Consider the following 25,498-nt stretch of genomic DNA (forward strand, 5'->3'; position numbering starts at 1 on the left):
AATAACTCGAAATTAAAACACAGATACAATGAGAGTCCTAATTACAGGTGGTGCAGGTTATATTGGCACCGAATTATGCATAAAATTGAATCAGAATCCTGAAGTAAAAGAGATTATTGTTTTGGATAATTTACATCAGGCGAACTTCAATCTGTTTTTACACTCCCAAATAAAACCTGGCAAACTCACATTTGTTAAAGGTGAACTTTTGGATTCCAGAACTCTTGATAAAATTATAAAAGGTGTAGATGTGGTTTACCATCTTGCTGCTGAAAATTCGGACAACGATAAACTTCATCATTTACACGAACAAGTGAACAACTGGGGAACGGCCGAACTGGTTTACGCTATTGAAGAAAGTAATGTAAAACAATTGGTATACGTTAGCTCGACTGCTGTTTACGGTTATTCCGATAACGAATTTGATATCTGCTCTATTCCCGAGCCAACTACCTCATTAGGAAGCTCTACTTTACGAGGCGAGCAACATGTTGAACGAATTATGTCGAAGGTAAATACTCAAATTATTCGCTTAGGAAATGTTTTTGGTTACGGTGTAAGCATGAATATGAAAGGAATTCTGAACAGCTTACTTTTCGATTCTCATTTTGTGGGTCGTATTTCTATTCACGGAAGTGGAAACCAAAAACGCCCTTTTATTTCGTTGGAGAAAACAAGCAGTATTTTAGCCAATCTTTTAGGTGGTAAATTAGATTCAGGAGTTTATAATTTGGTGGAATACAACAAATCGATTATGGATATTGTAGAAGTTATTCAAACACAAAATCCAGACATGGAAATGATTTTTACCAACCAACACCTTGAATTACCACAACAGTTAGTTGCTGTTGATGAGCGAATTATGAAACTGTACAAAGGAGAAAAATTAGGTTTTGAAGAAGAACTGAAAATTTTAAAAGCACATTTCGAGGCTTCTAGTAAATAGAAAGACTTCTGTTAGATACAAAAAAGCTTGATTCAAAACTGAATCAAGCTTTTTTTATTTTTAATCATTTTATACGCCTACTAAAACGGCACTAAAGCTTTTTAAATCTTAAATTTCTGCGCAATCTGCGTCCAAATTATATTTTCTCGGTTAACTTTTTCACAAAACGATATTTATTGAAAAACTCTTTTGCAATAACACGCATGATGGTATATGCAGGAATTGCCAACATCATTCCTAAAATACCAGCCATACTTCCTGCCATAATAATTACAATAAATATTTCAAGAGGATGAGCATTTACACTATTAGAATAAATTAAAGGTTGAAACAAAATGTTATCAATCACCTGAACGGCTGCAAAAACAATTGCCATATAACCTAAAATTGGAACAACTCCTGTATAAAAATCAGCATCTAAGTTGGTAGCAATACCAATAATTAAACCAAAACAAGCACCAATAATTGGTCCGATATAAGGAATCACATTCATAACTCCGGCAAATAAACCAATTACAACTGCCGTACTAAAAGGCAAACCAACAATGGTAAGGCCAATAGTAATCATGAAGCCAACCAGTATTATTTCGAAAAACAATCCTACAAAATAGCGCATCAACAAATTCTTAATCCGCTCCAATACATGTCGAACCCCATCTTCGTTACGAGCCGGAACCATCAGCACAACTCCGTCGGTAAATAAGCTACTATCTTTTAAAAAGAAAAAAGTAATGAACGAGATCGAAAATAAAGCAATAAAAGCATTGCCTAAAGTTCCAATCAGCGAACCAAAAATATCCGACACATCGGAAACTTTCACAAAAGAGGAAATATTCTTTACCATAACTGCTTTCAGATCGAAACTCTCGCCATTAGCGGAATATTTCACGACAAAAGCTTCTATTTTTTGTACTGGTTCCTCTAAACTTTTTACCGCTGCATTCACATCAATATTAGATAGTTCCTGTGCCTGCGATGCTACCATTGGTATAAAGGTTCGAAAAAATAAAATCATAACCATCCACAAAAGAATGAGGGTGATGGCCGCCGATAATACCGTTGGAAAATGCCATTTTCGAAACTTTAAACCATTTAAAAAATCGACAACCGGACGTCCTATAAAAGAAAGAACAACCGAAATCAATACATAGGTTACAATATTACTGAAATACCAAAACAATAGGCCTAGTAGAATTAAACCAAGAGCTACAATAAAATATTTTCCTTTTCCATTCATAGGGATACGATAATTTTGCCCGTTTTGTATCTTAAATTACAAGCACGAAGAATTAATGCATTACAGTTTAAAAGTAAGAAATTTTATGGTATCAAAGAACCCAAACAAAAAAAGGCTTTCTTTCGAAAGCCTTTTTCTAATTTATTACTATTTAGAATTTTATAGGATTATCTACCTTTTGTTTCATCAAGGCAATATCTAAAACTTCCATAACTTCATCCACAAAATGGAATTTAAGTCCTTTCAAATAAACCTCCTTAATTTCTTCAATATCCTTTTTATTCTGATTACAAAGAATAATCTCCTTGATTCCAGCTCTTTTTGCAGCAAGAATTTTCTCCTTAATTCCTCCTACTGGCAATACTTTTCCGCGAAGCGTTATCTCGCCAGTCATGGCCAAATGTTTTTTCACTTTACGTTGCGTAAAAATAGAAGCCATAGCTGTTACCATGGTTACACCTGCCGATGGTCCATCTTTTGGAATTGCACCTTCGGGTACGTGTACATGCAGGTTCCACTCATCAAAAACTTCCTTTTTAATACCCAATGCACCACAATGTGCTCTTAAGTATTCTTGTGCCAACAAGGCTGATTCTTTCATTACATCACCCAAGTTCCCAGTTAGGGTAAGTTTCCCTTTCCCAGCAGATAAACTGGATTCAATGAATAAAATTTCGCCACCAACCGAAGTCCATGCCAAACCAGTAACAACACCTGCGTATTCGTTGCCTTGATATTTGTCTCGGTTAAAAATTGGTGCCCCTAAAAGATCTTTCAGATCCTCCATTTTTACATTAATATCGTACTCCTCGTCCATTGCAACCTTACGGGCAATGCGTCGCATTACTTTAGCAATTCGTTGATCCAAAGCTCTTACCCCAGACTCACGAGTATATTTATCGATGATTTCGGCAATTACCTCTTTCGAAATTTTAATATTCTCGGCAGTAATTCCATGGTTCTCCATTTGTTTTGGAATCAGGTGACTTTTAGCAATCTGTACCTTTTCCTCCTGAATGTAACCACTCACATCAATCATTTCCATACGATCGCGCAAAGGCGCCGAAATTGCTCCAATATTATTGGCTGTAGCTACAAACATCACGTTCGACAAATCGTAATCTACATCCAAAAAATTATCGTGAAAAGCACTATTCTGCTCTGGATCAAGAACTTCAAGCAAGGCCGAAGAGGGATCTCCTCTAAAATCATTGCTTACCTTATCAATCTCATCCAAAATAAACACAGGATTAGACGAACCAGCTTTTTTCATTCCCTGAATAATTCTTCCAGGCATGGCGCCAATATATGTTTTTCTGTGACCTCGAATTTCCGACTCATCGTGCAATCCACCTAAAGACATTCTGGCATATTTTCGATCCAAAGCTCTTGCAATAGATTTCCCAAGCGATGTTTTACCAACTCCCGGAGGTCCATACAGACATAAAATTGGTGATTTTAAATCTCCTTTTAATTTTAATACTGCCAAATGTTCAATAATACGGTCTTTTACTATTTCTAAACCAAAATGATCCTGATCTAGAATTTTTTGTGCTCTTTTCAGATTAAAATTATCTTTGGTGTATTCACTCCAAGGTAAATCAAGCAACTCCTCCAAGTAGTTTAGCTGCACCGAATATTCTGCTGACGCAGGATTAAGACGTTGAAGCTTCGTTAATTCTTTTTCGAAAACAGTAGCAACTTCATCCGTCCACTTTTTGTTTTGTGCTTTTTCTTCCAGCTCCATCACATCCTGATCGTTTGGACCTCCGCCCAATTCATCCTGAATGGTTTTCATTTGCTGATGCAACAAATATTCCCGTTGCTGCTGATCCATATCGGTTTTCACCTTGGTCTGAATATCATCCTTGAGCTCTAAAACCTGCACTTCCCGAACCAATAACTCCAAAAGTTTCATTGCTCTGCCAGCAATTTCATCAATCTCGAGTAATTTTTGTTTTTGATTGTGCTTAATCTCAGAATTACTTGAAATAAAGTTAATTAGAAAGGATGATCCTTCGATGTTTTTGATTGCAAAACTAGCCTCGTTTGGAATATGTGCCGATAGTTTAATTACCTTAACCGCCATGTCTTTCACCGAAGATATCAACGCTTTAAATTCGTTATCCTCCTCTTCAGGGCGAATATCTTTCAGAGTTTTTATCTTAGCAATATGGTAAGGCTCTTCCGAAATCATTTCCTGTAACTCAAATCTCTTTTTTCCTTGCAGAATTACTGTGGTAGAACCATCAGGCATTTCCAGAATCTTGATAATTTGAGCAACGGTTCCAATTTTATAAATATCATCGAAATGCGGATCTTCAACGCTTAAGTCTATTTGTGTAGCCGCACCCAACATTCCTTTGTTGCTATATACTTCCCGAACCAATTTTAAAGATTTTTCTCTTCCCACCGAAATAGGAATTACAACCCCTGGAAATAGTACCGTGTTACGAAGAGGTAAAATTGGCAAACTGTCAGGAACCGCTAGTTCATCCAGTGCATTTTCGTCCTCATCTGTTATAATTGGAATAAAATCTGAATCTTCATCCATCATATTCGTTAATGCGATATCACTTATATTGATTTCAATCTTTCTACTCATTATTTCGCTTATCATGTTCTCATTACTCACTATACAAGAAACAAACAACTACCATTGCTTCAATGACAAAATGTCCGTTTCCACCAAAATAAATTGGTCACCATCTACTTGGCAATAGCTATGCCAAAATAAAAAAATGAGTCCTATCAACTGTAAGAAAGAACTCATTTCACAATAATTAACAATTCATTTAAAACGATTTTCGATATTCAGTGGTCATCTCAAATACGTTTTGTAATATATTTTTTTCCGTTTCGTTAAATTCCAAACCTCTTCGTTGCATTACCAAATCGGCAACTTCAAAGGCCGCTTTTAAGCGATACTCCTTAAAACCATGATTACCACCTATTGCAAATGATGGAATAAAATTACGCGGAAATCCGGCTCCGAACACATTAGCACTAACGCCAATCACGGTTCCCGTATTCAACATGGTATTAATGCCGCACTTAGAGTGATCTCCCATGATAGTTCCACAAAACTGAAGACCTGTTTTTTCGAAGTGCTCACTCGTATAGCTCCACAATTTTACTTCCGAATAGTTATTTTTTAAATTGGAGTTATTGGTGTCTGCACCAATATTACACCATTCTCCTAATACTGCATTTCCTAAAAAACCATCGTGTGCCTTGCTCGAATATCCAAACAAAACAACATTATTTAATTCTCCGCCACATTTGCAGTAAGGACCTAAAGTAGTAGCTCCATAAACCTTGGCTCCCATTTTTAACTCGGCATGCTCACACATTGCCAACGGCCCCCGAACCAATACTCCTTCCATTATTACTGCCTCTTTGCCAATATAAATTGGTCCTTCCTTCGCATTAAGAGTCGCAAATTCAACTTTTGCTCCTTCTTCAATAAATACATTCTCTTTTCCAAGAACATTTACCGTATCGCTAATCGGTTGCGATTTTCGTCCTTTGGTAAGCAATTCAAAATCGTCGCGAATTGCCTTATCGTTAGCTTGAAATATGTCGTAAGGCATGGCTATTCGAAATACATCCTGTTCAAACTCCACCTTAAGCTTTGTAACAATTCCTTCTTTATGGATTAAATCGACATCGGCCTCCAAAAAGTTTGCTGCCAGAACAATATTTCCCTTTGTAAGATATTCTCCAACTTTCAAACTCAAAATTGCATCTTTCAATTCCTCGCTGGGAAGAACCGATCCATTAATCAATACATTTTGTTCTTTAACTAAACAAGGAAATTTTGCAGCTAAATAATCTTGTGTGAAATAACTTAAGCTACTGGTTAAATATTTCTCCCATTTTTCATGAATAGTTAAAATACCAACCCGAATTGCAGCTACCGGACGTGTAAATGTGAGTGGACGCAAATCATTCCATGCCCCATCATCAAAAAGAATATAATTCATTGTAGTAGTAATTTTAATCCAAAGGATTTTTATGTATGATCAAAAATAAAAAAAAGCCTCGAATAATCGAGGCTTTTTCTTAATATGGTAGATTTTTTTAATCTTACTTCTTGTGACCGTCCATGTGTTTTTTGTAACGATTCATGAACTTATCAACACGACCAGCAGTATCTACTAATGTCATCTTACCTGTATAGAAAGGGTGAGATGTATTAGAGATCTCAAGCTTAATTACTGGATACTCAATACCTTCGAACTCAATAGTTTCTTTAGTTCTAGCTGTCGACTTTGTAATAAAAACAGTGTCGTTTGACATGTCTTTAAAAGCTACAAGACGGTAATTTTCCGGATGTATTCCTTGTTTCATTTTAATAACCTTTAGTTTCTTATAATCTACTTCCAATAGGTCGCAAAGGTAAATATTGTAATTTGTTTTGCAAAAGAATAAATAAATTATTCTTCACTTTCCACAACTTTTTTCTCTTTCGCCTTAGTTCCTCTGTTTTCCAGAGGGATAATAGGTGTCCGTTTAAAAGGTTTATTCGGATCAAAAAGGTGTCGATACGTAAAATGTGTCTTCTTTTTAACGCCTCCAACCGACTCGTAAATGGAAACCATTTTCGGATTAAAATCTCCCACCCACGAAAGCTCCACCTCTTTGTAATGCGGTTTTCGCTTCATCACTTTATCCATGTGCCAAAAAATAGCCGACTCCACACCAAACCTTTGATATTTTGGGGCTACACCCATTACCGTAATCCGGGCACGGGTAATTGTTTTTCTTTTTAAATAGTACAAAAATTTCAATTTGCTCCAGAAATTGAATTTCCCATCCATTTTTATTAATATCTGATTGATATCAGGCATCATCACAAAAAATGCGATTGGATTTCCTTCGTGATAGGCAAACCAAATGAATTCCTCCTCCACTATATTTTTCCCATCCCGAACCATTTTTCGAATATCCTCTGGGTCGATTGGCGAAAAGTTATCGTGAAATTTCCAGGCTTCATTGTAAATCGCAATTAAGTCCTGAATATATTTTTCGGAGTTTTTATACGTAAAATGCTCAAAAGTGAATCCTGGCTTTTTAGCAATCCATCCGGCAATTTTCCAAAATCTTTCTGGAAATGGTTTCGTCATATCCAGATGATAACTGTATTGCTCGAAAAAGACTTTAAAACCATATTCCTCAAAAAATTCTCTGTAGTATTTCTGATGGTATGGCATACCATAACCCTGAGGCATAAAGCCATCTACTAAAAGTCCCCAATGATTATCATTTTCGCCAAAATTCACAGGTCCATCCATGGCTTCCATACCACGATTTTTCAACCATTCTTTAGCTGTATCGAAAAGAGTAAATGCTGCAGTTTTGTCGTTCACACACTCAAAAAAGCCACATCCACCAGTAGGCTGATCGAACGAAAAAGCTTTATTTTTATTGATGAAGGCAGCAATTCGTCCAATTACTTTTCCATCCTCGTTTTGTAATACCCAACGACATGCTTCGCCATGCTTAAAAAAAGAATTTTCCTCCGGATTAAATATTCCTTCAATCTCAGGATCTAATGGGCATGCGTAATTAGAGTCATCTTTATAAATGACTCTAGCAATATTTAAAAAATCTTTTTGTTGCTTTTTATCTAAAACTTCAACTATCCTCACTCGATTGGTTTTATTTAAGTTCTAATATTGGTGTTTAATGCAAATTAATTTCGTCTGGCCAACTTCGAAAGCAATCTTAATAACTCAACATATAACCATACTAATGTTACCATTAGTCCAAATGCACCATACCACTCCATATATTTCGGAGCTCCCGATTGCTCTCCTTTTTCAATAAAATCGAAATCTAAAACCAAATTAAGGGCTGCAATTACAACTACAAATAAGCTAATTCCAATACTTAATAAGCTAGAATCATTTGCAAAGTTGAAACCTATTCCAAACATTCCCAAAATCCAATTCAGCATGTAAAATATAAAAATACCACCGGTAGCAGCAACAACACCCATCTTAAACTTTTCAGTTACTTTAATTAATCCCGTTTTATAGGCAAAAAGCATCGCAAACAAAGTAGCAAAAGTTAAACCAACAGCTTGTATTACAATTCCCGGATAAGATGCATTCATCATTGCCGACAATCCACCAAGCATTATTCCCTCTGCTAAAGCATAAAAAGGAGCTGTATAGGGAGACCAAACAGGTTTAAATGTTGTTACTAATGCAAGTATTAAACCTACAATTGCTCCTCCAATTAACCAAGGAAGAACTACCGAAGAATCCATTGCTTCATTATACAAACCCCAGGTGTAACTAGCTGCTGCAACCAGAAAAAATAGTAACAAACCAATCTTATTGATGGTTCCGTTTACTGTCATTGTTTCGCTGTATGATTCACTTCTTGTTGCAGAAAAAATCTTTTCGCTTAAAACAGGATTTGAACTTTTTGTATATCCCATATGTATTACCTCTTAATCTTTAAAACCTAATTTTTAAATTCAACTAAAATAGACTTCAAATTTACTTTGTTTAATTTTCTTTTCCTAGATATAGAAGCCTTATCACTCCTTAAAATATCTTAAAAAAAAGCTTACAGCTTTAGTTCGTATTGAAGATCATCCCAAATATCTCGCCAATCTGCATCCTCCAATTTAAATTCAGAAACCACAGCAATTACCTTATCTCCAACAACATCCCCTCTTCTAACCATCTTTCCCAATGCTCTTTTTACCTGATTTAAAAAGTACGCGTCGGTAAACTTAGCTGGAAGTAATTCTATAAAATTCAAAAACAAATCGTCATTTCCCTGTTTTTGATCCATTGCCAATCGTCCAACAACCATTACAGCACACACTTGCTTTGTTGCGACATCACTTTTCATCCAATTTAAGGCAAGCTCGTTTATATTTGGAAGGTATTGAAAAAGATTCATACTTGCTTGTTCCAATAATTCATTCGAATCCATTTCTGTAAACCATCGCTCTAATTGCTCCTTGTTCACTTTTGCAGGTTCCTCGAGAAGTGTTGCTACAATTTTCGATTCGCGAAAACCTTTCGTCCATAATTTATGCGCTAAAAGATGATCCTGCTGATACGCTTTCCCTATTTCGCGTAAATTTACAATGGTTGCGCCCAAAGATTTTGAGTAGTTCAATCCAAATTTTTTCATTTCATGATGAGTCTCACCATTACGAAGAATTTGAATTTTTTTGAAAATTTCCTGAAACAAATCCTCTGTTTCCTTTCTATCGATAAAAAAATCCATTTTTATAAAATTAGTTAACTGCCTGCAAAGGTAGAGCTTATAATCAATACAGAATATTTTTTTACATTTTTTTCACAAAACACTTGGAGAATAATTAAAGATTTCTCTATATTTGCACCGCATTAGAGCAAAAATGGTGATTGTAGCTCAGTTGGTTAGAGCGCTGGATTGTGGTTCCAGAGGTCGCCGGTTCGAAACCGGTCTTTCACCCTACATTAAAACGCAAATAGCAGTACTCCTGTTGTTTGCGTTTTTTCTTTATAATTAACTCAAGAATTAGATATCATTTTTAAAAAAATACGATTTCGCTTGAAACCAAAACAAAATCAAGCAAAACCAAAATTATTCCTAAATTATTGATTGACGAATTAGCCGAATTTGCAAAAGGGAAAAACAGGATTTTTATTCAAACCTGATAAAATTGAGAACTGGGATTTACCAGAAGAAGACAAACGGAAATATTTTACCAGAAGATTTTCTCGATTTCGAGATAAATTTGAAATTAGCAAAGATTTTAAGCTGTATTCATTTCGACACACCTACATTACCAAAATCTATCTTGAATTGCGTAAATCGCTTTCTAAGCACGAAACAATTCAACAATTAAGCCTTATCACAGGGCACGAAAGCAAGGCGATTTACAACTACATTCGGGTTAATGATGTTGAGCTACCAGAGGATTACAGTAGTTTTTTGGAATAGATTCAACGAATATCAATTTACTACCTTTAATGCCAAATTTACACCTTGCTTAACTGAAAGAAAAAAATTGAAATTATTCTAAAAAGATCTTAACTTTAAGTAAAGGTTGCGGTAAAATCTAGATTTAGCAACGCTAATTAGCTGCATCACTTCATTGTGGTGAGAAAGCGCATTGCCTCGTGCGTGCGCTTTCGTTTTAATTTATCTAAATTTTAATACTAACTGTTATGCAAATAAGATTAGTGTTTCCGTTTATAGATTTAAGAAAATTGCATATAAATCAAAAAAGATATGTTACAGACAAACCTGAATGGACTGCAATACAAACAAACAATTCATTTGTAAGATGTTTAGGGGATTTTAATAATCAGTTTACTGAATGTTCACTAAAAAGAGGAATCTCTCTATATACGCCATCCACACATAGCTTTACTGTTAGAAAAAGAACTTTAAACTTTCCTTATGGCAATTCTACATTTGGACAGTATTATATTGTACTCGATTTTTACAGAAGGAAATCCAATAGGATGTCAACTGAGGAAATAATAAAAATGTTGGGTTCTGATTTGAAAATTACTATTAAATATCTTTTTGACAATCCTCGACAAACACATCCTATCAATCAAAAAACTAGAAAAAGTGTTAATATTTTTGATCTGAAACAGGAAATCCATTCTCAATATTACTTATCAACTATAAGATTTGAAGAGAAAAAAAATAAAAGAAAGATAACCAATCCGAATCCATCGGATTCTAAATCTTCGATTCATTTTTTAAACCCGTTAATTTCAATCGACAATAGTACATATCTAAATCAACGAATCGGCAATACTCAATATATACCGCTGGATATAAACGTTGCAGTGGGTATGAAGCAATATCGCAATATAGTATTCTATGATTTTAGAAGAAAAATTGGACCACTTAGTTTTACTCGCACAAAAAAACAAAAAGCAAATGAAATAATCAATGCATGGCTTCTTTTTAGCTCAGGTTTCCTTTCATGTTTTTATCTACTATCGAAAATCCAAGATAAAAAAAGCATAAATGAAATAGAAGCTTCTATCTGTATTGAGTCAGTCATGAATAATTTTTTATTCTCAAGCAATCCTCTTAAAAATAACACGTTAAAATGCTGGTATCAGCATAATGAAAACAATTTAATTCTAAATGGAATTATTCAACAATTAAAACAATTAACGTCCTTATCTCCTGCAATAACAGGTAGTTTTGAAAACAAGATTCAAAACTTATAACTATAAAATTAAAATGATTCAAATAGAACACATTTTATGGAAACTCTAAAAGAATATACAACAATTGCAAGTACTGAGTTACGAAAAGTAATATTCGGTTTGATTGCTACGGTTTTTGGACTTGCTTATAAAGAACAAAGCTTTAATCTAAATGGAAAGACACTTTTAATGATAGCTTTAATTTGTTTTTTCTTGTATTTTATTGTGGATTTGTTTGAATATATAAAAGGTGCGCAAATGGCTTACCATTTTAGAGATCAAAAAGATATTACTCGAACTACATTATTCTTTTTTAGCATCAAAATATTTTTTGGGATAATTGGGCTATCCCTATGTTTTATTCATGTTCTTTTTTTTCTATTAGCTGTTTAAAGTTTTGAAGTCCTTACGCATTTTATTAAAAAAATAATTATATTCTTTAATATACAAATCCCTTGCATTCCGATTAAAATGAACAAAGCCCCTTGATTTTCAAGAGGCTTATTTTAAACAGGAAAACAGCGGTAAAATTACCCATTTGTCATTTCATTTCATAAGGGTTTCTTTCCCTATAATCCTGTATTAATTCATCAAACGAAGCTAAAGCATTTCTCCAATACCGGTATAAATATACTTTTCCGTAATCGAATGGCTCCCCGTCATTAGGAATGTAAATTTTAATCACTCCAAAAGTCACCTTGTAATTGCTTTGCGGTCGAATGGCTGGAATTAATGAAGTTGTAGTTGTCATTAATTGAAGTTCTTCATTTCTTGGCTTTTTATACCAAAAATTTAAGTTTCTATTTCCATCTCTTACCTCCAAAACTAGTTTGTTTTCCAAAATTGTATTTTGTAATTTCGTTTATAGGCAAATTGGGGCGAATGCACGCTTCTTTTTCCATAAAAAAAATAGAAATATTTCTGTCCGATAAAGTAAATAGTAGAATACACTTATACCCACAAATACAGATACCGTATCCCATTTAACACAATAAAAAAATGAAAAATTACATCCTCTTTTTACTAGTCATTACATTCACGTTTGGATGCAGTAATAAAAAAGAAATGAGCTCGGTAAATCCTGAAAACTGGATAAAAAGAAGCATCGATATAAGCAATATGGATTCCTTAGAATATGGAAAATCATACCTTTCTATTTACTCGCAAATTTATAGTAAATCGGAGCATAAAACGCACAATTTAACAGCAATGGCAAGCATGCGCAACACAAGCGATACCGATACTATCTTTTTGCTGAAAGTAGAATATTTCGATACTCACGGAAAATTAATCAGAACCTATTTCAATACTCCGATTTATATAGCACCAATGCAAACTACAGAAATAATAATAGACGAAATGGATACCGAAGGAGGTACTGGCTCCAACTTTATTATCGAATGGAAAATCCCAAAAAACTGTCCTGAGCCATTATTCGAGGGGGTTATGAATTCAACCATGGGACAACAAGGACTATCTTTTACTACGCAATCGAAACGAATCAAATAACAATGTTATATTACTTATCACCAACGCATTAGTGGCACTAAACAGATTTGTCGAAAATACTTCTTTTCACTTTCGACAAATCTTTTTTTTACTGCTCATAAAGTCAACAAATTTTCCCCATTCTTTATGATAGTAGTCAAAGGTTCTCCCATAAACCGAACATCAATTCCCAAATTTCGTAAACTTTCGCTCACCCCATATTTTTCACAACAAGCCTGGCAAGCCTGAACGGAAACACCTCCCTTTATCATTCCAAGAACTTCCGCTTGCACCTCTTGATCTTCTCCCAAAAGTTTTGCCGATCCTCCCCAAACAATAATATTAACTTCGTTCCACAATCCTTTTTTTAAAGTATTGATCGAATACATTGCAATCATATTCGTAATCGTGTCCTCATTAGTTGTTGTCCAAAGAATATTCAATTTATCCATTTTCCCGTATTTAAATTATTACTTTATTTCTAGTGAAACTAAGCTACTGCTTAGCTATAGCGCAAAAAAACTACAAATTCTTAAATGTCATTTCAATATAATCATTCAATTCTTTTTGACCATATACTCTTGACGCTACCGATAAGCCTTGTTTAGCAATCAGTAAATAATTTCCTTGTTGTGCCAAAACTTCTTCATCTTTGCTAGTATCCGCACGTAATTTCTCAATAAAAATCCCTTTCAGATTTGTGGTAAACTTCACAATCAGCTCTTTAATCATCTTATCTTCACTCTCTGCAAATTCATTCGAAGTGTTAGTAATCAAACATCCCTTTTCATTTTCTTTTTCATTGGAAAATAAAATAGAATCGTAGAAAAATTGCTTGATCCCTTCCACCCCATTATTTGATGCTTTCAATTTTTCGATCAAAGCACTCATTCTCTTCGAGTAGCACTTAATACTTTCCAGAAAAACCCCGTGCTTGCTTCCAAAGCTTGAATACATCGAAAATTGATTAATGCCCATAGCCTTTTCTAACATCCGAACCGAGGTCATTTCATAACCATTGCGCCAAAACAAGACCATTGCCTTTTCGATCACTTCTTCTTCAATATATTCTTTCTTTCTTGCCATAAATTTATTTAAACTTTCACAAAACTAATCGTTCGCTTAGCAACTAGCAACTATTTTTTAATAAAAAATATACTAAAATTAGTTTTTAATAAAAGATGGCTTGAATTTTAATTCATAGTTTTATGCCGAATTAATCCTTAATCCCATAAAAAAGTCAACTCTTTAATGATCAAAACCAAATTCAATCATCAAACTGGAATTTTAGAAGCTCAATACATTGGCAACATCACGCTCAAAGATATCCTTGATTATATCGACGCAACAAAAGACAACACTACTTATCCCCGAAATTTAAGAATTTTAACCGATGCCAGTCAGGCTAATATGTTATTAGGGCACAACGATATTGAAACCATTGTGAATGCCAACAACGAATCATTAAAAAACTACAACTACATTGTAGATGCTCTCATTGTTGACAAACCTGTAGAAACGGCACTAAGCCTTTTCTTTAAACTTCTATCCGAAAATAATAAATACAAAGCTAAAGTTTTTTCTACTCCCGAGGGTGCTGAATATTGGCTTACCAATCTGGATATGAAAAGTTTTGCTTAAAGTGTACAGAAAATAAACCAACTGTATATTTTATTTACCAACACTTTTTTCTCGAATAATAACGGTATTTTCGACTTCTATTTTTAAAAACTAATTCGTCAAACAATAATTCCCTAAAAATTATAGTACAATATTGTTCTATACTATTCAGGTATTTGTGAAGCTTGAATTTTGGTGTTAATTTAGTTTTTAATGAAAGGATGAACCAAAATTTTGATCGTTTATTGCAACCAAACTATTTTTTCTAACTACCCGAATAGAACAATGAACAAAATAAAAATCGATTTAGAGCAACTAAAACAAAATGCAAAAAACACCGAAGCTACAAGCAAGGAATTATTCGCTAAGTTGAAAAAAAAGAAACCTAAACAATTAGATTCCATCGTTCAAACGCTCCATCATGAAGTTTTTGAAGAACTAGATTGTTTGGAATGCGCTAATTGCTGCAAAAGCATTAGCCCAATTGTTATCGATAAAGACATTGAGCGTTTGGCAAAACAGTTTCGAATGAAACCTTCCGAATTCATCCATCAATATTTATACCTCGACAAGGAACACGACTATGTTTTTAAAGAAACACCTTGTCCGTTCCTGATGGCAGATAACTACTGCATGGTTTATGAAAATCGACCTCGTGCTTGTCGCGAATATCCGCATACCGACCGGAAACGCTTCTATCAATTACTCGATCTCACCATTAAAAACACTCATTATTGTCCGGCAGTTTACGAAGTAGTCGATCGTCTTAAAAAGAAAAAAGAACAACTGTAAACAAGAAACTTTCCCTTCGGATTTTTATCTTTAGCACGTACAACGAATTAATTTCATGAACAGAACAGTAATTCTAATCTTCAGTTATCTTCTTGTTGCTCTTTCGGTGAAAGCCCAAAGCGGTGGCGAAAACATCTACGAATTTTTAAATTTGGGAAGTTCGGCCAGAGTTGCAGCTTTAGGAGGAGATCAAATAGCATTGGTTGATGTTGATGCAGATTACTCTTTTTACAACCCAGCAGCTTTATGTGCTGATTTGGATCAAAAAGTAGCTTTAAACTACGTAAATTACATTTCGGATATTAATTACGGATATGCCTCCTACACAAAAGACTATAAGAAACCCGGGACTTTTTCGTTGGCAATACATTACGTTAATTATGGAGAATTTACCGAAGCTAATGAATTTGGTGAAATAACCGGAAGTTTTAAAGCCTCCGATTATGCCCTGATTGTTAGTTACGGTCGGCAAATAAATGAAAATATTCGGGTAGGAGCTTCCATAAAACCAATTTATTCCTCGCTCGAAAAATACAACTCTTTTGGATTGGCTGCCGATTTGGCCTTACTTTACGACAGCTCCAATAAACTATTTAGAGCTTCCGTAGTAGCACGAAATTTTGGTTATCAGATAAAAGCTTACTACGGATCTCATCGGGAGGATCTTCCGAATGAAATTTTAGTTGGATTCAGCACCAAACTTCAACACGCACCTTTTCGTTTTGCACTTACCTACAAGCATCTCGAGGAATTCAACTTAAGCTACGAATCGGAACTAAACAAAACCGACGATTCCTTTTCAAAATCGAGCAAAGACAACTTTTCCGACAAAGCTTTAAAACATCTAATTCTAGGAACTGAATTTTTACCCTCCAAAAACTTTAGTATTCGATTGGGATACAACTTTCAGCGAAGATCAGAACTTAAAGTAGATGAAAAAACTTCAACCGTTGGATTCACCTGGGGATTTGGAGTGAAAGTTTCTCGTTTTCATGTAAACTTTGCCTCCGCAAAGTACCATTTAGCAGGCACAAGCAATCATTTTTCCATTAGCACCCGATTAAGCGACTTTAATTTCTAAAAAAAATCAATGAAAATTGCGCATTGCAATCGTTTACAACAAACTATAATCTTCCACACCTCCTAATTTTAGATCGAAATCTCCTATTTTGATGGATTTTCTTTATACTTTTGTACTCAATTGCACAAAAAAATCGAGCAATAAATAGAATGGATATACCTGAAAAGAAACTAATTATAGCGATCGACGGACATTCGTCATGCGGAAAAAGTACTGTTGCTAAGGATTTAGCAAAAAAAATTAAATACACTTATATTGATAGTGGCGCAATGTACAGAGTAGTAACTCTTTTTGCCATGAGAAACAACTTAATTTCTAAAGACAAAGTAGATGAGAACAAGTTGGCTCATTTAATCAATCAAGTAAACATCTCATTTCAGTACAATACTGAAAAACAACGTCACGAAACCTATTTAAATGCAGAATTGGTTGAAGATGAAATTCGAAAAATGGATGTTTCGAACAATGTGAGTTTAATTGCGAAAATTAAATTTGTTCGCGAAAAAATGGTGGCTTTTCAGCGCGAATTAAGCAAAGAAGGTGGTGTTATTATGGATGGCAGAGATATTGGAACCGTAGTTTTTCCAAATGCCGACCTAAAAATATTTATGACTGCCGATGTAGAGATAAGAGCCATTCGCCGCTATAAAGAACTAAAAGATAAAGGCGAAAACATTTCACTAGATGAAATAAGAGAGAACGTTTCGAAAAGAGATTTTATCGATGAAAATCGCGATGAAAGTCCACTTCGAAAAGCAAGTGATGCCATTGTACTAAACAATAGCCACTTAACTCCCGAAGAGCAATTGAACTGGATTGTTAAACGCATGAATGAGCTTAAGTAATCAACCGATAGGTGCAAATAATGAATATTGAAATTGATCCTAATGCCGGGTTTTGCTTTGGTGTTGTAAACGCAATAAACAAAGCTGAAGAAATATTGAAAGAAGATAATACTCTCTTTTGTATTGGTGATATTGTTCACAATAATATTGAAGTTGACCGACTTAACGCACTAGGTTTACAAGCTATTAATCACGATCAATTTTCGAAACTTTCCGGCAAAAAAGTATTATTTAGAGCCCATGGCGAACCACCAAGCTCCTATAAAACAGCCAAAAAGCAAAATATTGAAATTATTGATGCTTCCTGTCCTGTAGTTCTAAACTTGCAAAAGAAAATTAAAAAAGCATACCGCGAGATTCAGAAATCGAACGGACAAATTATTATATACGGTAAAAAAGGTCATGCCGAGGTAAATGGTTTGGTGGGGCAAACCGAAGGAAAAGCTATTGTTGTTGAGAATACAGCTGATCTTAAATTGGTGAACTTTGATTTACCGGTTGTCTTGTTTTCACAAACAACAAAAACCATTACTGGATTTACTGAAATTTCAGAATACCTGAAAAAAGAATGCAAAAGCAGTCTTAAAATTAACGATACCATTTGCAGAAAAGTATCGAATCGTGTGCCCCTATTAAAAGAGTTTGCAAATCAACACGATGTAGTCATTTTTGTAAGTGGTGAAAAAAGTTCGAATGGAAAATTACTATTCGACGTCTGTAAAAAAGCAAACCAAAACAGTTACTTCATCACCTGCCCAAAGGAGTTGAATATGGATTGGTTTGAAAATGCAAAATCGGTTGGTGTAAGTGGAGCAACATCTACTCCCACTTGGCTGATGAATGAAACAATTGAAAAAATAAAACTTGAAAATAAAAGCGATTTAAGCATGTCTAAAATTAAGAAAATTGGAGTTTTGACTTCAGGAGGCGATGCTCCGGGAATGAATGCAGCTATTAGAGCGGTTGTTCGTGCTGCTATCTATAACAAAGTTGAAGTTGTAGGTGTATTACAAGGATATGAAGGATTAATTCATGGCGATTTTAAGAAAATGAAATCTCATGATGTTAGTAACATTATTCAAAAAGGTGGAACTATTCTTCGTTCGGCAAGAAGTGAAGAATTTAGAACTATTGAAGGCAGAAAAAAGGCACATGAACAAATGATTGCCAACAAAATAGATGCTCTTATTGTAATTGGTGGTGACGGAACATTTTCTGGAGCTCGTATCTTCACTCAAGAGTACGACATTCCAGTAGTAGGTATTCCAGGTACAATTGATAATGATTTGTATGGTACCGATTATACCATTGGTTACGATACCGCAATTAATACTGTAATTGATGCTGTTGATAAAATTCGCGACACTGCGAGTGCTCACAACCGTTTATTCTTTATTGAAGTAATGGGTCGTGATGCTGGTTTTATTGCTTTACGAAGCGGTATTGCTACAGGAGCAGAAGCTATTCTAATTCCTGAAAAAGAAACACACACCCAAGAATTGCAAAAATACCTTGAAAAAGGGTACAAAGAGCACAAATCAAGCGGTATTGTAATTGTTGCCGAAGGCGATAAATCGGGTGGTGCTTATACCATTGCAAAAGAAATTGGAAAAGAGCATCCTGAATACGACATTCGTGTATCGGTTTTAGGACACATGCAAAGAGGTGGCTCTCCATCTGCTTTCGACCGTGTTACTGCTTCTACCATGGGTGTTGCTGCTGTTGAAGCTTTATTAGACGATCAAAAAAGTGTAATGGTAGGAATCGTAAACGGCGAGGTATCACACGTTTCCTTCAACAAAACCATTAAAAACAAAAAGAAAGTGAAAGATTCATTAATGAGTCTTAACGATATTCTTTCTATTTAAATGAGATAAGCAAGGTGGTTTTGTTCCGGCGTATTTTCCGATTAGGATTTCATGCACAAATGATGAGATTCTAATTAGAACTCATAACTTTGAGCAAAATACACACAAAAATGAACAAGACTACCGAATTTGCAGATATCATACTGCCACTTCCATTGGCCCAGCTTTTTACCTACTCAATTCCTGAGGAATTAAAAGCTGATGTGGCCATTGGAAAAAGGGTAGTTGTTCCTTTCGGCAGCAAAAAATTCTACACCGGAATTGTTAAACATATCCACAATATTCCTCCCAAAGATTATTCTACCAAAGATATTCTTACTTGTTTGGATGAATATCCAATTATTAATTCCTTTCAATTTAATTTTTGGGATTGGATAGCCCAATATTACCAATCCACTCTTGGTGATGTTTTTAAAGCAGCCCTTCCAGCTGGATTAAAGCTAGAAAGTCAGACCAAAATAAGTGCAAACGAAGAATTCCGCACCAAGGAAGTTCTTAGCAAAACCGAAGAGCAAATTTTGAATGTACTTAAGCATTCTAAAGATGTAAACATCGCAACCTTAAATCAGGCTACTGGATTAAAAAACACCTTGCCTCAAGTAAAATCATTACTCGAAAAAGGAGCTGTTTCTATCGAAGAACAAATTATTAATCCTTACAAGGAAAAAAAGAAAGAATTTGTTCGATTGGCATCTGATTATAGTGAATCGGAAATAGGCGACTTTATTACTAGCTTAAAAAGAGCAAAAAAACAACAGGAAACACTACTCTCCTACCTTAATCTTTCCAAACATTATTTTGAAGAAATTGCTTTGAAGGTTTCCGTTTTTGAACTTCTAAAATCGACAGATATATCCAGAACAATTTTAAAAAGTTTGGTTGAAAAAAATATTCTTGAAATTTATCAGGAAAAACTGGATCGAATCGATTTGTCTGAAACAGAAACTTCGGGACTTAAAGCACTGAATGAGTATCAGGAAACTGCAATAAGTAAAATACGTAGCGATTTTAAAGAAAAGAACTGCGTATTACTTCATGGTGTTACTTCGAGCGGGAAAACAGAAATTTATATTCATCTAATTCAAGAACAATTAGAAGTAGGCAAACAAGTTCTTTACCTACTTCCCGAAATTGCACTAACCACCCAAATTATTAATCGATTACGAAGTGTATTTGGAAATAAAGTTGGAGTTTACCATTCGAAATTTAACGATGCCGAACGCGTTGAAATCTACAACAATATTCATCAAAACAATACAGCAAATGCTTATCAGGTAATTTTAGGCGTTCGCTCCTCGGTATTTCTTCCTTTTCAAAATTTAGGATTAATTATTGTTGATGAAGAACATGAAAACACTTACAAACAATACGATCCTGCACCACGATACCATGCCAGAGATGCTTCAATTTATCTAGCACATTTACATCAGGCAAAAACCTTATTGGGAACGGCTACACCAGCAATAGAAACCTACTACAATGCCAAAACTGGCAAATATGGCTTGGTAGAATTACTGCAACGCCACCAAAACCTGGAAATGCCCGAAATAATTATTGCTGATATAAAAGAAGCCAAACGTAAAAAGCAGATGAAATCGATGTTCTCTCCCGAATTAATGCAAATGATGGAGACTTGCTTAGAAAATAAGGAGCAAATAATTTTATTTCAAAATAGAAGAGGATATTCTCCCTACCTGGAGTGTAAAAGCTGTGGATGGGTTCCTCATTGTCCAAACTGCGCCGTTAGCCTTACTTATCATCGATACAACAACCAACTGGTTTGTCACTATTGTGCACACAGCGTTCATCCACCAAGTACCTGCGAACATTGTGGTTCTAACGAAATGGAAGATAAAGGTTTTGGAACCGAAAAAATTGAGGAGGAATTAATTGGTTTTTTTCCAAATGCGCGTATTGCAAGAATGGATCTGGATACCACACGAAAAAAAATGGCCTACGAAAAGTTAATATATAAATTCGAAAATCATGAGTTAGATATTTTAGTAGGTACACAAATGGTTTCGAAAGGTCTCGATTTCGATAATGTGAGTTTGGTTGGTATTTTAAATGCCGACTCAATGCTGAATTATCCGGATTATCGCGCCTACGAGCGTAGCTACCAAATGATGGCTCAAGTTTCGGGTCGGGCTGGTCGTAAAAAGAAACGAGGAAAAGTACTCATTCAAACTTACACTCCGGAGCACCCAATTATTAAAAATGTAATTGAGAACGATTATATTTCCATGTATTCCAATCAGTTGGCCGAACGAAAAGAATATATTTATCCACCTTATTACAGATTAATTAATATTACTTTAAAACACAAAAATCAGAACTTAGTAAATAAGGCTGCAGTGGTTTTAACAAAATCTTTGCGCAAAATTTTTGGCATTCGTATTCTTGGACCGCAAGCTCCTGTGATTAACCGAATACAAAACTTTCATATTGTAACAATTCTCCTAAAAATAGAAAAGAAAAGTTCCCCTTCGAAGGCAAAATGGATTTTAAATCAGCAAGCAAATTATTTAAAAGAAATGGAAGCATTTAAATCTATTCAAATAAATTTCGACGTAGACCCAATGTAATCATCTTTCATTACCATTAAAAATCACACATTCCTCTCGTTAATATCTAATTTCTTAAGAGAATAAGGCTCTTGTGCCCCTCAACAGCTTCACTAAATATTGCGAAAACAAGGTCAAATTTGCTTTACTACGAGCACTTTTTAAGTGTTAAAAATGCATAAGGACGGCACTAAATATTCGTGAACACGCGAATTTGTGTATCTTTGCAAGCATAATTCAAAAACCCAGAAATAGTGAATAAAATTGAATTAGAAGAAATATTCGAATCCTTCTCGAAATTAAATGTGCTAATTATTGGCGACGTTATGGTCGATGCCTACGTTTGGGGAAAAGTGGATCGAATATCACCGGAAGCTCCGGTGCCAATCGTTTCTTGCGTGAAACGCGAAAGCAGATTAGGAGGAGCTGCCAATGTTGCTCTAAACATTAAATCCTTAGGTGCAACTCCTATTCTTTGTTCGGTAATTGGCGAAGATGAAAAAGGAAAAGAATTTCTAAACCTTTTATCAGAAATACAAGAGGAAAATTACGGGATTGTTGCTAGTGATAAACGCAGAACAACCGTAAAAACCAGATTCATAAGCGACAACCAACACCTTATTCGGGTAGATGAAGAAGATACTCATGAATTGGCAGATGAAATTGAAGTAGAATTTATTAATCATATCAAAAGTTTAATCGAAAAACAGGTAATTCATGCAATTATTTTTGAAGATTATGACAAGGGCGTAATCACTAAAAATCTGATTGAAGAAATTACCAATCTTGCTAATAGTAAATCAATTCCAATTTCGGTAGATCCTAAAAAACGTCACTACAACGACTATAAAAATGTTAGTCTTTTTAAACCTAATTTTAAGGAGTTTGTAGAAGGATCGAACCTTCTTCTTGAAAAAGGGGATATACAGGGATTATTTGATGAAGCCAAAAAGTTTCAGAACGAAATGGGCATTAAAAAACTATTCATCACCTTATCCGAGTTAGGAGTTTTTATCAGTAATGAAAAAACTTATGAACATATTCCTGCTGTTGTCCGACAAATTGCAGATGTTTCGGGTGCCGGAGATACAGTAATTAGTGTTGCTACTTTATGCTTGGCTACAGGAATGAATGCTCGGCAAATTGCTGCTATTTCGAACCTTGCAGGAGGGATTGTTTGTGAAATACCTGTTGTTGTTCCAATTAATAAAGAGCAACTATTGGCAGAAAGCGGCAAGATAATTGATAAGCTGTAAAAATTAAACAAACGAATTGCCGATTATGAAAAGCGCTCATTCACAGGGAGTTTTAATTCTTTATACTTGCAGATATTGCGCCTAATAATATGTTGATAATTTACTTGCCTTTGTTACTATTTTAGATCGCTACAAAATTTTAAATGTGCTATAAAATAGTATCTTTGGAACGAGATCATTTTTAGTAATTTAAAACCTTATAATTAGAATTGTTTATGGCTAAAATAATTGCTTTGGCAAACCAAAAAGGAGGAGTTGGTAAAACCACAACAGCAATAAATCTTGCTTCAAGTCTTGCTGTTTTGGAGTATAAGGTTTTAATTGTTGATGCTGATCCGCAAGCAAACTCAACCTCGGGCATTGGCTTTGATGTTCGAACTATCGAAAAAAGCATTTACGAATGTATTGTTGATGGAATTGACCCCAAAGAAGCCATTCTGCATAGTGAAATTGAAGGTTTTGATATCCTTCCTTCTCATATCGACCTAGTTGGTGCAGAAATTGAGATGTTAAACCTTGCAAACCGTGAGCACATTTTATTAAAGGTACTTGAGAAATTGAGTCCCGATTATGATTTTATACTAATTGACTGTTCGCCTTCACTTGGTTTAATTACAGTGAATGCCTTAACCGCCGCTCATTCAATAATCATTCCGGTTCAATGTGAATATTTTGCATTGGAAGGTTTAGGAAAACTACTGAATACCATTAAAATTATTCAGAATCGATTAAATCCTGACCTAGAGATAGAAGGATTCCTTTTAACCATGTACGATAGCCGTTTACGTTTATCAAATCAAGTAGTAAGTGAAGTTAAAAAACACTTTCAGGATATGGTTTTCGAAACAATTATTCAGCGTAACACGAAGTTAGGGGAAGCTCCAAGTTACGGAAAACCTGCAATTCTTTACGATGCTGAATCGCCTGGAGCAGTGAACTATTTAAATTTGGCTCGTGAAATATTGAAAAATAATAACCTGGCAAAATCAAACACGAAAACAAAACTCATTAGCGAATAATATTGAAACAGTAAGATGGTAAAAAAGAGCGCATTAGGAAGAGGATTAGGAGCACTAATTAATGATATCGATGATGTTCAGGCAAAACCTGAAAGAGATTTAAGTAACGAAATCGAGATCTCGAAGATTGAAGCAAATCCCTATCAGCCAAGAACCAAGTTTGATGAGGAAGCTTTAAATGAATTAGCTCAATCGATTAAAGAATTAGGAATTGTTCAGCCTATTACTGTGCGGAAAATTCATAATAACTCCTATCAGCTTATTGCCGGAGAAAGACGTTACAGAGCCGCAAAAATTGCCGGACTAACTAAAATTCCAGCCTACGTTAGGATGGCTGAGGATGATAAAATGCTGGAACTTGCCTTGGTTGAAAATATTCAGCGCGAGGATCTTGATTCCATTGAAGTTGCAATTAGTTACCAACGATTAATTGAGGAGTGCAAACTTACTCAAGAAAGTTTGTCGGACCGTGTTGGTAAAAAACGCTCAACAATTTCGAACTATTTACGATTACTTAGACTACCTGCCGAAATCCAAAAAGGAATTCGCGAGAAAAAACTACTTATGGGCCATGCACGTGCACTGGTCAATGTTGATGATCCAAAAACACAGCTTAAAATTTTTCAAGTAACCGTTGAAAATGACTTTTCAGTTCGAAAAGTGGAAGAGTTGGTTCGTAATTTCAACAACACAAATGGAGAAAAACCTACCCCTGAAAAAGCTGTAGCATTGCCTCAGGAGTATGAATCTTTAAAAGATCATTTAGCAAATCATTTTAGTGCTAAAGTGGATCTTAAACGCGCCAAAAATGGCAAAGGGAAAATCATTATCCCATTTACATCCGATGATGATTTAGAACGTATCCTTGCTGTTTTGGATCAGATGAAATCATAAGCTAGTTGAAACTTTAAAAAATTTAAACATTGAATAATTTGCGCCTGATTATTTTCCTTGGGCTGATCTCTCTTATCGTGCTTGGAGGAAGTAAAAATGCAATCTCTCAGCGGATAGAAGCAGATACAGTTTCTGCTGAATCTATTGTAAAAGTTCGTTCTGCCCATAAAGCAACCATGTACTCGGTTATTTTTCCTGGTTTAGGACAAGCCTACAATAAAAAATACTGGAAAATTCCAATTTTATACGCAGGTATTGGTGCCACCATTTATGCAATTAACTGGAATACCAAGAATTATAAAAAATACAAATCAGGATTTCAAGATTTCTCCGAATATTACGATTGGAAATATCAGGATACCGATTTAGAAACACCTATTGAAGAACCTAGCTCGAGAAGCTATAACGACCTTATAAATTACGATATAGAAAGTATGGGGCAATCGCAACAGAGTCAATTTAAAACTATTCTTCAAAATAAAAAAGACTCCTTTAAGCACGATAGAGACCTTAGCTATATCATTTTGGCAGGAGTTTACGTACTAAATATTATAGATGCAGCAGTAGATGCTCATTTTACCAATTATAACGTAAACGACGATTTGACAATAAAGGTAGAACCTGCAATTAATTATTCTGCCTTTTCGGGCAATTCACTTGGCTTTAGATGCCAAATCACATTTTAACAAGACTA

At 34.8% G+C, this 25,498-nt stretch carries 25 protein-coding genes and 1 tRNA gene; 16 read left to right on the plus strand and 10 right to left on the minus strand.

The features are described 5' to 3' along the window. The first annotated feature begins 28 nt into the window (after positions 1 to 28). Complete coding sequence (locus BZG02_RS02060) at positions 29 to 946, plus strand: NAD-dependent epimerase/dehydratase family protein (RefSeq protein ID WP_101259743.1); 918 nt, start codon at positions 29 to 31, stop codon at positions 944 to 946. A 136-nt stretch (positions 947 to 1,082) separates the two neighbouring features. Here the strand turns inward: BZG02_RS02060 and BZG02_RS02065 are convergent, their stop codons facing one another. The 7 genes from BZG02_RS02065 to BZG02_RS02095 all read right to left on the minus strand — a co-directional run bounded on the left by BZG02_RS02065 (position 1,083) and on the right by BZG02_RS02095 (position 9,440). Next, positions 1,083 to 2,183 carry an AI-2E family transporter gene (locus BZG02_RS02065; RefSeq protein WP_101259744.1) on the minus strand — a complete coding sequence of 367 codons (1,101 nt, stop codon included), beginning with the start codon at positions 2,181 to 2,183 and terminating at the stop codon, positions 1,083 to 1,085. A 151-nt stretch (positions 2,184 to 2,334) separates the two neighbouring features. Beyond that, entirely contained in the window at positions 2,335 to 4,788 is a 2,454-nt protein-coding gene (gene lon / locus BZG02_RS02070; RefSeq protein ID WP_101259745.1) for an endopeptidase La, read from the minus strand. A gap of 190 nt (positions 4,789 to 4,978) precedes the next feature. Then, a complete protein-coding gene (locus BZG02_RS02075; protein WP_101259746.1) occupies positions 4,979 to 6,169 on the minus strand; it encodes a GlmU family protein in 1,191 nt (396 codons plus the stop codon). 103 nt (positions 6,170 to 6,272) lie between these two features. Next, positions 6,273 to 6,536 carry a type B 50S ribosomal protein L31 gene (locus tag BZG02_RS02080; protein WP_101259747.1) on the minus strand — a complete coding sequence of 88 codons (264 nt, stop codon included), beginning with the start codon at positions 6,534 to 6,536 and terminating at the stop codon, positions 6,273 to 6,275. An 86-nt stretch (positions 6,537 to 6,622) separates the two neighbouring features. Beyond that, positions 6,623 to 7,837: an N-acetyltransferase gene (locus BZG02_RS02085; RefSeq protein WP_180335595.1), complete on the minus strand. Its 1,215-nt coding sequence runs from the start codon at positions 7,835 to 7,837 to the stop codon at positions 6,623 to 6,625. A gap of 44 nt (positions 7,838 to 7,881) precedes the next feature. Then, on the minus strand, positions 7,882 to 8,634 hold the full coding sequence (locus tag BZG02_RS02090) for a Bax inhibitor-1/YccA family protein (RefSeq protein ID WP_101259748.1): 753 nt from the start codon (positions 8,632 to 8,634) through the stop codon (positions 7,882 to 7,884). Between the two features lie 131 nt (positions 8,635 to 8,765). Then, a complete protein-coding gene (locus tag BZG02_RS02095; RefSeq protein WP_101259749.1) occupies positions 8,766 to 9,440 on the minus strand; it encodes a DNA alkylation repair protein in 675 nt (224 codons plus the stop codon). Positions 9,441 to 9,575: 135 nt separating this feature from the next. On the opposite strand from BZG02_RS02095, the gene BZG02_RS02100 reads away from it, so the two are divergent. The 4 genes from BZG02_RS02100 (at position 9,576) to BZG02_RS02115 (ending at position 11,770) form a co-directional block, all read left to right on the plus strand. Further along, positions 9,576 to 9,651: transfer RNA gene (locus BZG02_RS02100), tRNA-His, on the plus strand. 167 nt (positions 9,652 to 9,818) lie between these two features. After that, positions 9,819 to 10,142 carry a site-specific integrase gene (locus BZG02_RS02105; RefSeq protein ID WP_101259750.1) on the plus strand — a complete coding sequence of 108 codons (324 nt, stop codon included), beginning with the start codon at positions 9,819 to 9,821 and terminating at the stop codon, positions 10,140 to 10,142. 227 nt (positions 10,143 to 10,369) lie between these two features. Beyond that, positions 10,370 to 11,398, plus strand: a complete 1,029-nt coding sequence (locus BZG02_RS02110) for a hypothetical protein (RefSeq protein WP_101259751.1) — start codon at positions 10,370 to 10,372, stop codon at positions 11,396 to 11,398. Positions 11,399 to 11,434: 36 nt separating this feature from the next. Then, positions 11,435 to 11,770 (plus strand): hypothetical protein, encoded by a 336-nt coding sequence (locus tag BZG02_RS02115; RefSeq protein ID WP_101259752.1) that lies wholly within the window; start codon positions 11,435 to 11,437, stop codon positions 11,768 to 11,770. A gap of 148 nt (positions 11,771 to 11,918) precedes the next feature. On the opposite strand, the gene BZG02_RS02120 is transcribed toward BZG02_RS02115, so the two are convergent. After that, the gene (locus BZG02_RS02120) at positions 11,919 to 12,218 is read right to left on the minus strand and encodes a hypothetical protein (protein WP_101259753.1); all 300 of its coding nucleotides are present in this window, start codon (positions 12,216 to 12,218) and stop codon (positions 11,919 to 11,921) included. Positions 12,219 to 12,376: 158 nt separating this feature from the next. Here BZG02_RS02120 and BZG02_RS02125 point away from each other — a divergent pair, with 158 nt between their 5' ends. Then, on the plus strand, positions 12,377 to 12,886 hold the full coding sequence (locus tag BZG02_RS02125) for a DUF3124 domain-containing protein (RefSeq protein ID WP_101259754.1): 510 nt from the start codon (positions 12,377 to 12,379) through the stop codon (positions 12,884 to 12,886). Between the two features lie 95 nt (positions 12,887 to 12,981). On the opposite strand, the gene BZG02_RS02130 is transcribed toward BZG02_RS02125, so the two are convergent. Both BZG02_RS02130 and BZG02_RS02135 read right to left on the minus strand, forming a co-directional pair. Then, positions 12,982 to 13,317 (minus strand): DsrE family protein, encoded by a 336-nt coding sequence (locus BZG02_RS02130; protein WP_101259755.1) that lies wholly within the window; start codon positions 13,315 to 13,317, stop codon positions 12,982 to 12,984. Between the two features lie 70 nt (positions 13,318 to 13,387). Then, complete coding sequence (locus BZG02_RS02135) at positions 13,388 to 13,951, minus strand: TetR/AcrR family transcriptional regulator (RefSeq protein ID WP_101259756.1); 564 nt, start codon at positions 13,949 to 13,951, stop codon at positions 13,388 to 13,390. Positions 13,952 to 14,116: 165 nt separating this feature from the next. On the opposite strand from BZG02_RS02135, the gene BZG02_RS02140 reads away from it, so the two are divergent. The 10 genes from BZG02_RS02140 (at position 14,117) to BZG02_RS02185 (ending at position 25,490) form a co-directional block, all read left to right on the plus strand. Then, complete coding sequence (locus tag BZG02_RS02140; RefSeq protein ID WP_101259757.1) at positions 14,117 to 14,506, plus strand: hypothetical protein; 390 nt, start codon at positions 14,117 to 14,119, stop codon at positions 14,504 to 14,506. Between the two features lie 264 nt (positions 14,507 to 14,770). After that, positions 14,771 to 15,277, plus strand: coding sequence for a YkgJ family cysteine cluster protein (locus tag BZG02_RS02145; protein ID WP_245868046.1), 507 nt, complete (start codon positions 14,771 to 14,773; stop codon positions 15,275 to 15,277). Positions 15,278 to 15,332: 55 nt separating this feature from the next. Next, positions 15,333 to 16,358, plus strand: coding sequence for a type IX secretion system protein PorQ (gene porQ, locus BZG02_RS02150; RefSeq protein WP_101259758.1), 1,026 nt, complete (start codon positions 15,333 to 15,335; stop codon positions 16,356 to 16,358). A gap of 149 nt (positions 16,359 to 16,507) precedes the next feature. After that, a complete protein-coding gene (gene cmk / locus BZG02_RS02155; RefSeq protein WP_101259759.1) occupies positions 16,508 to 17,203 on the plus strand; it encodes a (d)CMP kinase in 696 nt (231 codons plus the stop codon). A gap of 20 nt (positions 17,204 to 17,223) precedes the next feature. Continuing rightward, positions 17,224 to 19,071, plus strand: a complete 1,848-nt coding sequence (gene pfkA, locus BZG02_RS21180; protein ID WP_101259760.1) for a 6-phosphofructokinase — start codon at positions 17,224 to 17,226, stop codon at positions 19,069 to 19,071. Between the two features lie 110 nt (positions 19,072 to 19,181). Further along, complete coding sequence (gene priA, locus BZG02_RS02165) at positions 19,182 to 21,656, plus strand: replication restart helicase PriA (protein WP_101259761.1); 2,475 nt, start codon at positions 19,182 to 19,184, stop codon at positions 21,654 to 21,656. Positions 21,657 to 21,889: 233 nt separating this feature from the next. Next, positions 21,890 to 22,891 (plus strand): bifunctional heptose 7-phosphate kinase/heptose 1-phosphate adenyltransferase, encoded by a 1,002-nt coding sequence (locus BZG02_RS02170; RefSeq protein ID WP_101259762.1) that lies wholly within the window; start codon positions 21,890 to 21,892, stop codon positions 22,889 to 22,891. A 215-nt stretch (positions 22,892 to 23,106) separates the two neighbouring features. Then, positions 23,107 to 23,910, plus strand: a complete 804-nt coding sequence (locus BZG02_RS02175) for a ParA family protein (protein ID WP_101259763.1) — start codon at positions 23,107 to 23,109, stop codon at positions 23,908 to 23,910. Positions 23,911 to 23,925: 15 nt separating this feature from the next. Continuing rightward, positions 23,926 to 24,804 carry a ParB/RepB/Spo0J family partition protein gene (locus tag BZG02_RS02180; protein WP_101259764.1) on the plus strand — a complete coding sequence of 293 codons (879 nt, stop codon included), beginning with the start codon at positions 23,926 to 23,928 and terminating at the stop codon, positions 24,802 to 24,804. A 29-nt stretch (positions 24,805 to 24,833) separates the two neighbouring features. After that, positions 24,834 to 25,490 carry a DUF5683 domain-containing protein gene (locus tag BZG02_RS02185; protein WP_101259765.1) on the plus strand — a complete coding sequence of 219 codons (657 nt, stop codon included), beginning with the start codon at positions 24,834 to 24,836 and terminating at the stop codon, positions 25,488 to 25,490. Positions 25,491 to 25,498: the final 8 nt, after the last annotated feature.

Origin of the sequence: Labilibaculum filiforme, from assembly GCF_002843315.1 — a bacterium.
In the GTDB taxonomy this organism is placed as follows: Bacteria; Bacteroidota; Bacteroidia; order Bacteroidales; family Marinifilaceae; genus Labilibaculum; species Labilibaculum filiforme.

Bases quoted from the DNA above. Each gene is read 5' to 3' on its own strand.
- BZG02_RS02175 (WP_101259763.1), top strand. From the start codon at position 23,107: ATGGCTAAAATAATTGCTTTGGCAAACCAAAAAGGAGGAGTTGGTAAA.
- BZG02_RS02090 (WP_101259748.1), bottom strand. From the start codon at position 8,634: ATGGGATATACAAAAAGTTCAAATCCTGTTTTAAGCGAAAAGATTTTT.
- BZG02_RS02125 (WP_101259754.1), top strand. From the start codon at position 12,377: ATGAAAAATTACATCCTCTTTTTACTAGTCATTACATTCACGTTTGGA.
- pfkA (WP_101259760.1), top strand. From the start codon at position 17,224: ATGAATATTGAAATTGATCCTAATGCCGGGTTTTGCTTTGGTGTTGTA.
- BZG02_RS02145 (WP_245868046.1), top strand. From the start codon at position 14,771: ATGAACAAAATAAAAATCGATTTAGAGCAACTAAAACAAAATGCAAAA.
- BZG02_RS02065 (WP_101259744.1), bottom strand. From the start codon at position 2,183: ATGAATGGAAAAGGAAAATATTTTATTGTAGCTCTTGGTTTAATTCTA.
- porQ (WP_101259758.1), top strand. From the start codon at position 15,333: ATGAACAGAACAGTAATTCTAATCTTCAGTTATCTTCTTGTTGCTCTT.
- BZG02_RS02140 (WP_101259757.1), top strand. From the start codon at position 14,117: ATGATCAAAACCAAATTCAATCATCAAACTGGAATTTTAGAAGCTCAA.
- BZG02_RS02095 (WP_101259749.1), bottom strand. From the start codon at position 9,440: ATGGATTTTTTTATCGATAGAAAGGAAACAGAGGATTTGTTTCAGGAA.
- priA (WP_101259761.1), top strand. From the start codon at position 19,182: ATGAACAAGACTACCGAATTTGCAGATATCATACTGCCACTTCCATTG.
- cmk (WP_101259759.1), top strand. From the start codon at position 16,508: ATGGATATACCTGAAAAGAAACTAATTATAGCGATCGACGGACATTCG.
- BZG02_RS02075 (WP_101259746.1), bottom strand. From the start codon at position 6,169: ATGAATTATATTCTTTTTGATGATGGGGCATGGAATGATTTGCGTCCA.
- BZG02_RS02110 (WP_101259751.1), top strand. From the start codon at position 10,370: ATGCAAATAAGATTAGTGTTTCCGTTTATAGATTTAAGAAAATTGCAT.
- BZG02_RS02130 (WP_101259755.1), bottom strand. From the start codon at position 13,317: ATGGATAAATTGAATATTCTTTGGACAACAACTAATGAGGACACGATT.
- lon (WP_101259745.1), bottom strand. From the start codon at position 4,788: ATGAGTAGAAAGATTGAAATCAATATAAGTGATATCGCATTAACGAAT.
- BZG02_RS02135 (WP_101259756.1), bottom strand. From the start codon at position 13,951: ATGGCAAGAAAGAAAGAATATATTGAAGAAGAAGTGATCGAAAAGGCA.
- BZG02_RS02115 (WP_101259752.1), top strand. From the start codon at position 11,435: ATGGAAACTCTAAAAGAATATACAACAATTGCAAGTACTGAGTTACGA.
- BZG02_RS02180 (WP_101259764.1), top strand. From the start codon at position 23,926: ATGGTAAAAAAGAGCGCATTAGGAAGAGGATTAGGAGCACTAATTAAT.
- BZG02_RS02080 (WP_101259747.1), bottom strand. From the start codon at position 6,536: ATGAAACAAGGAATACATCCGGAAAATTACCGTCTTGTAGCTTTTAAA.
- BZG02_RS02060 (WP_101259743.1), top strand. From the start codon at position 29: ATGAGAGTCCTAATTACAGGTGGTGCAGGTTATATTGGCACCGAATTA.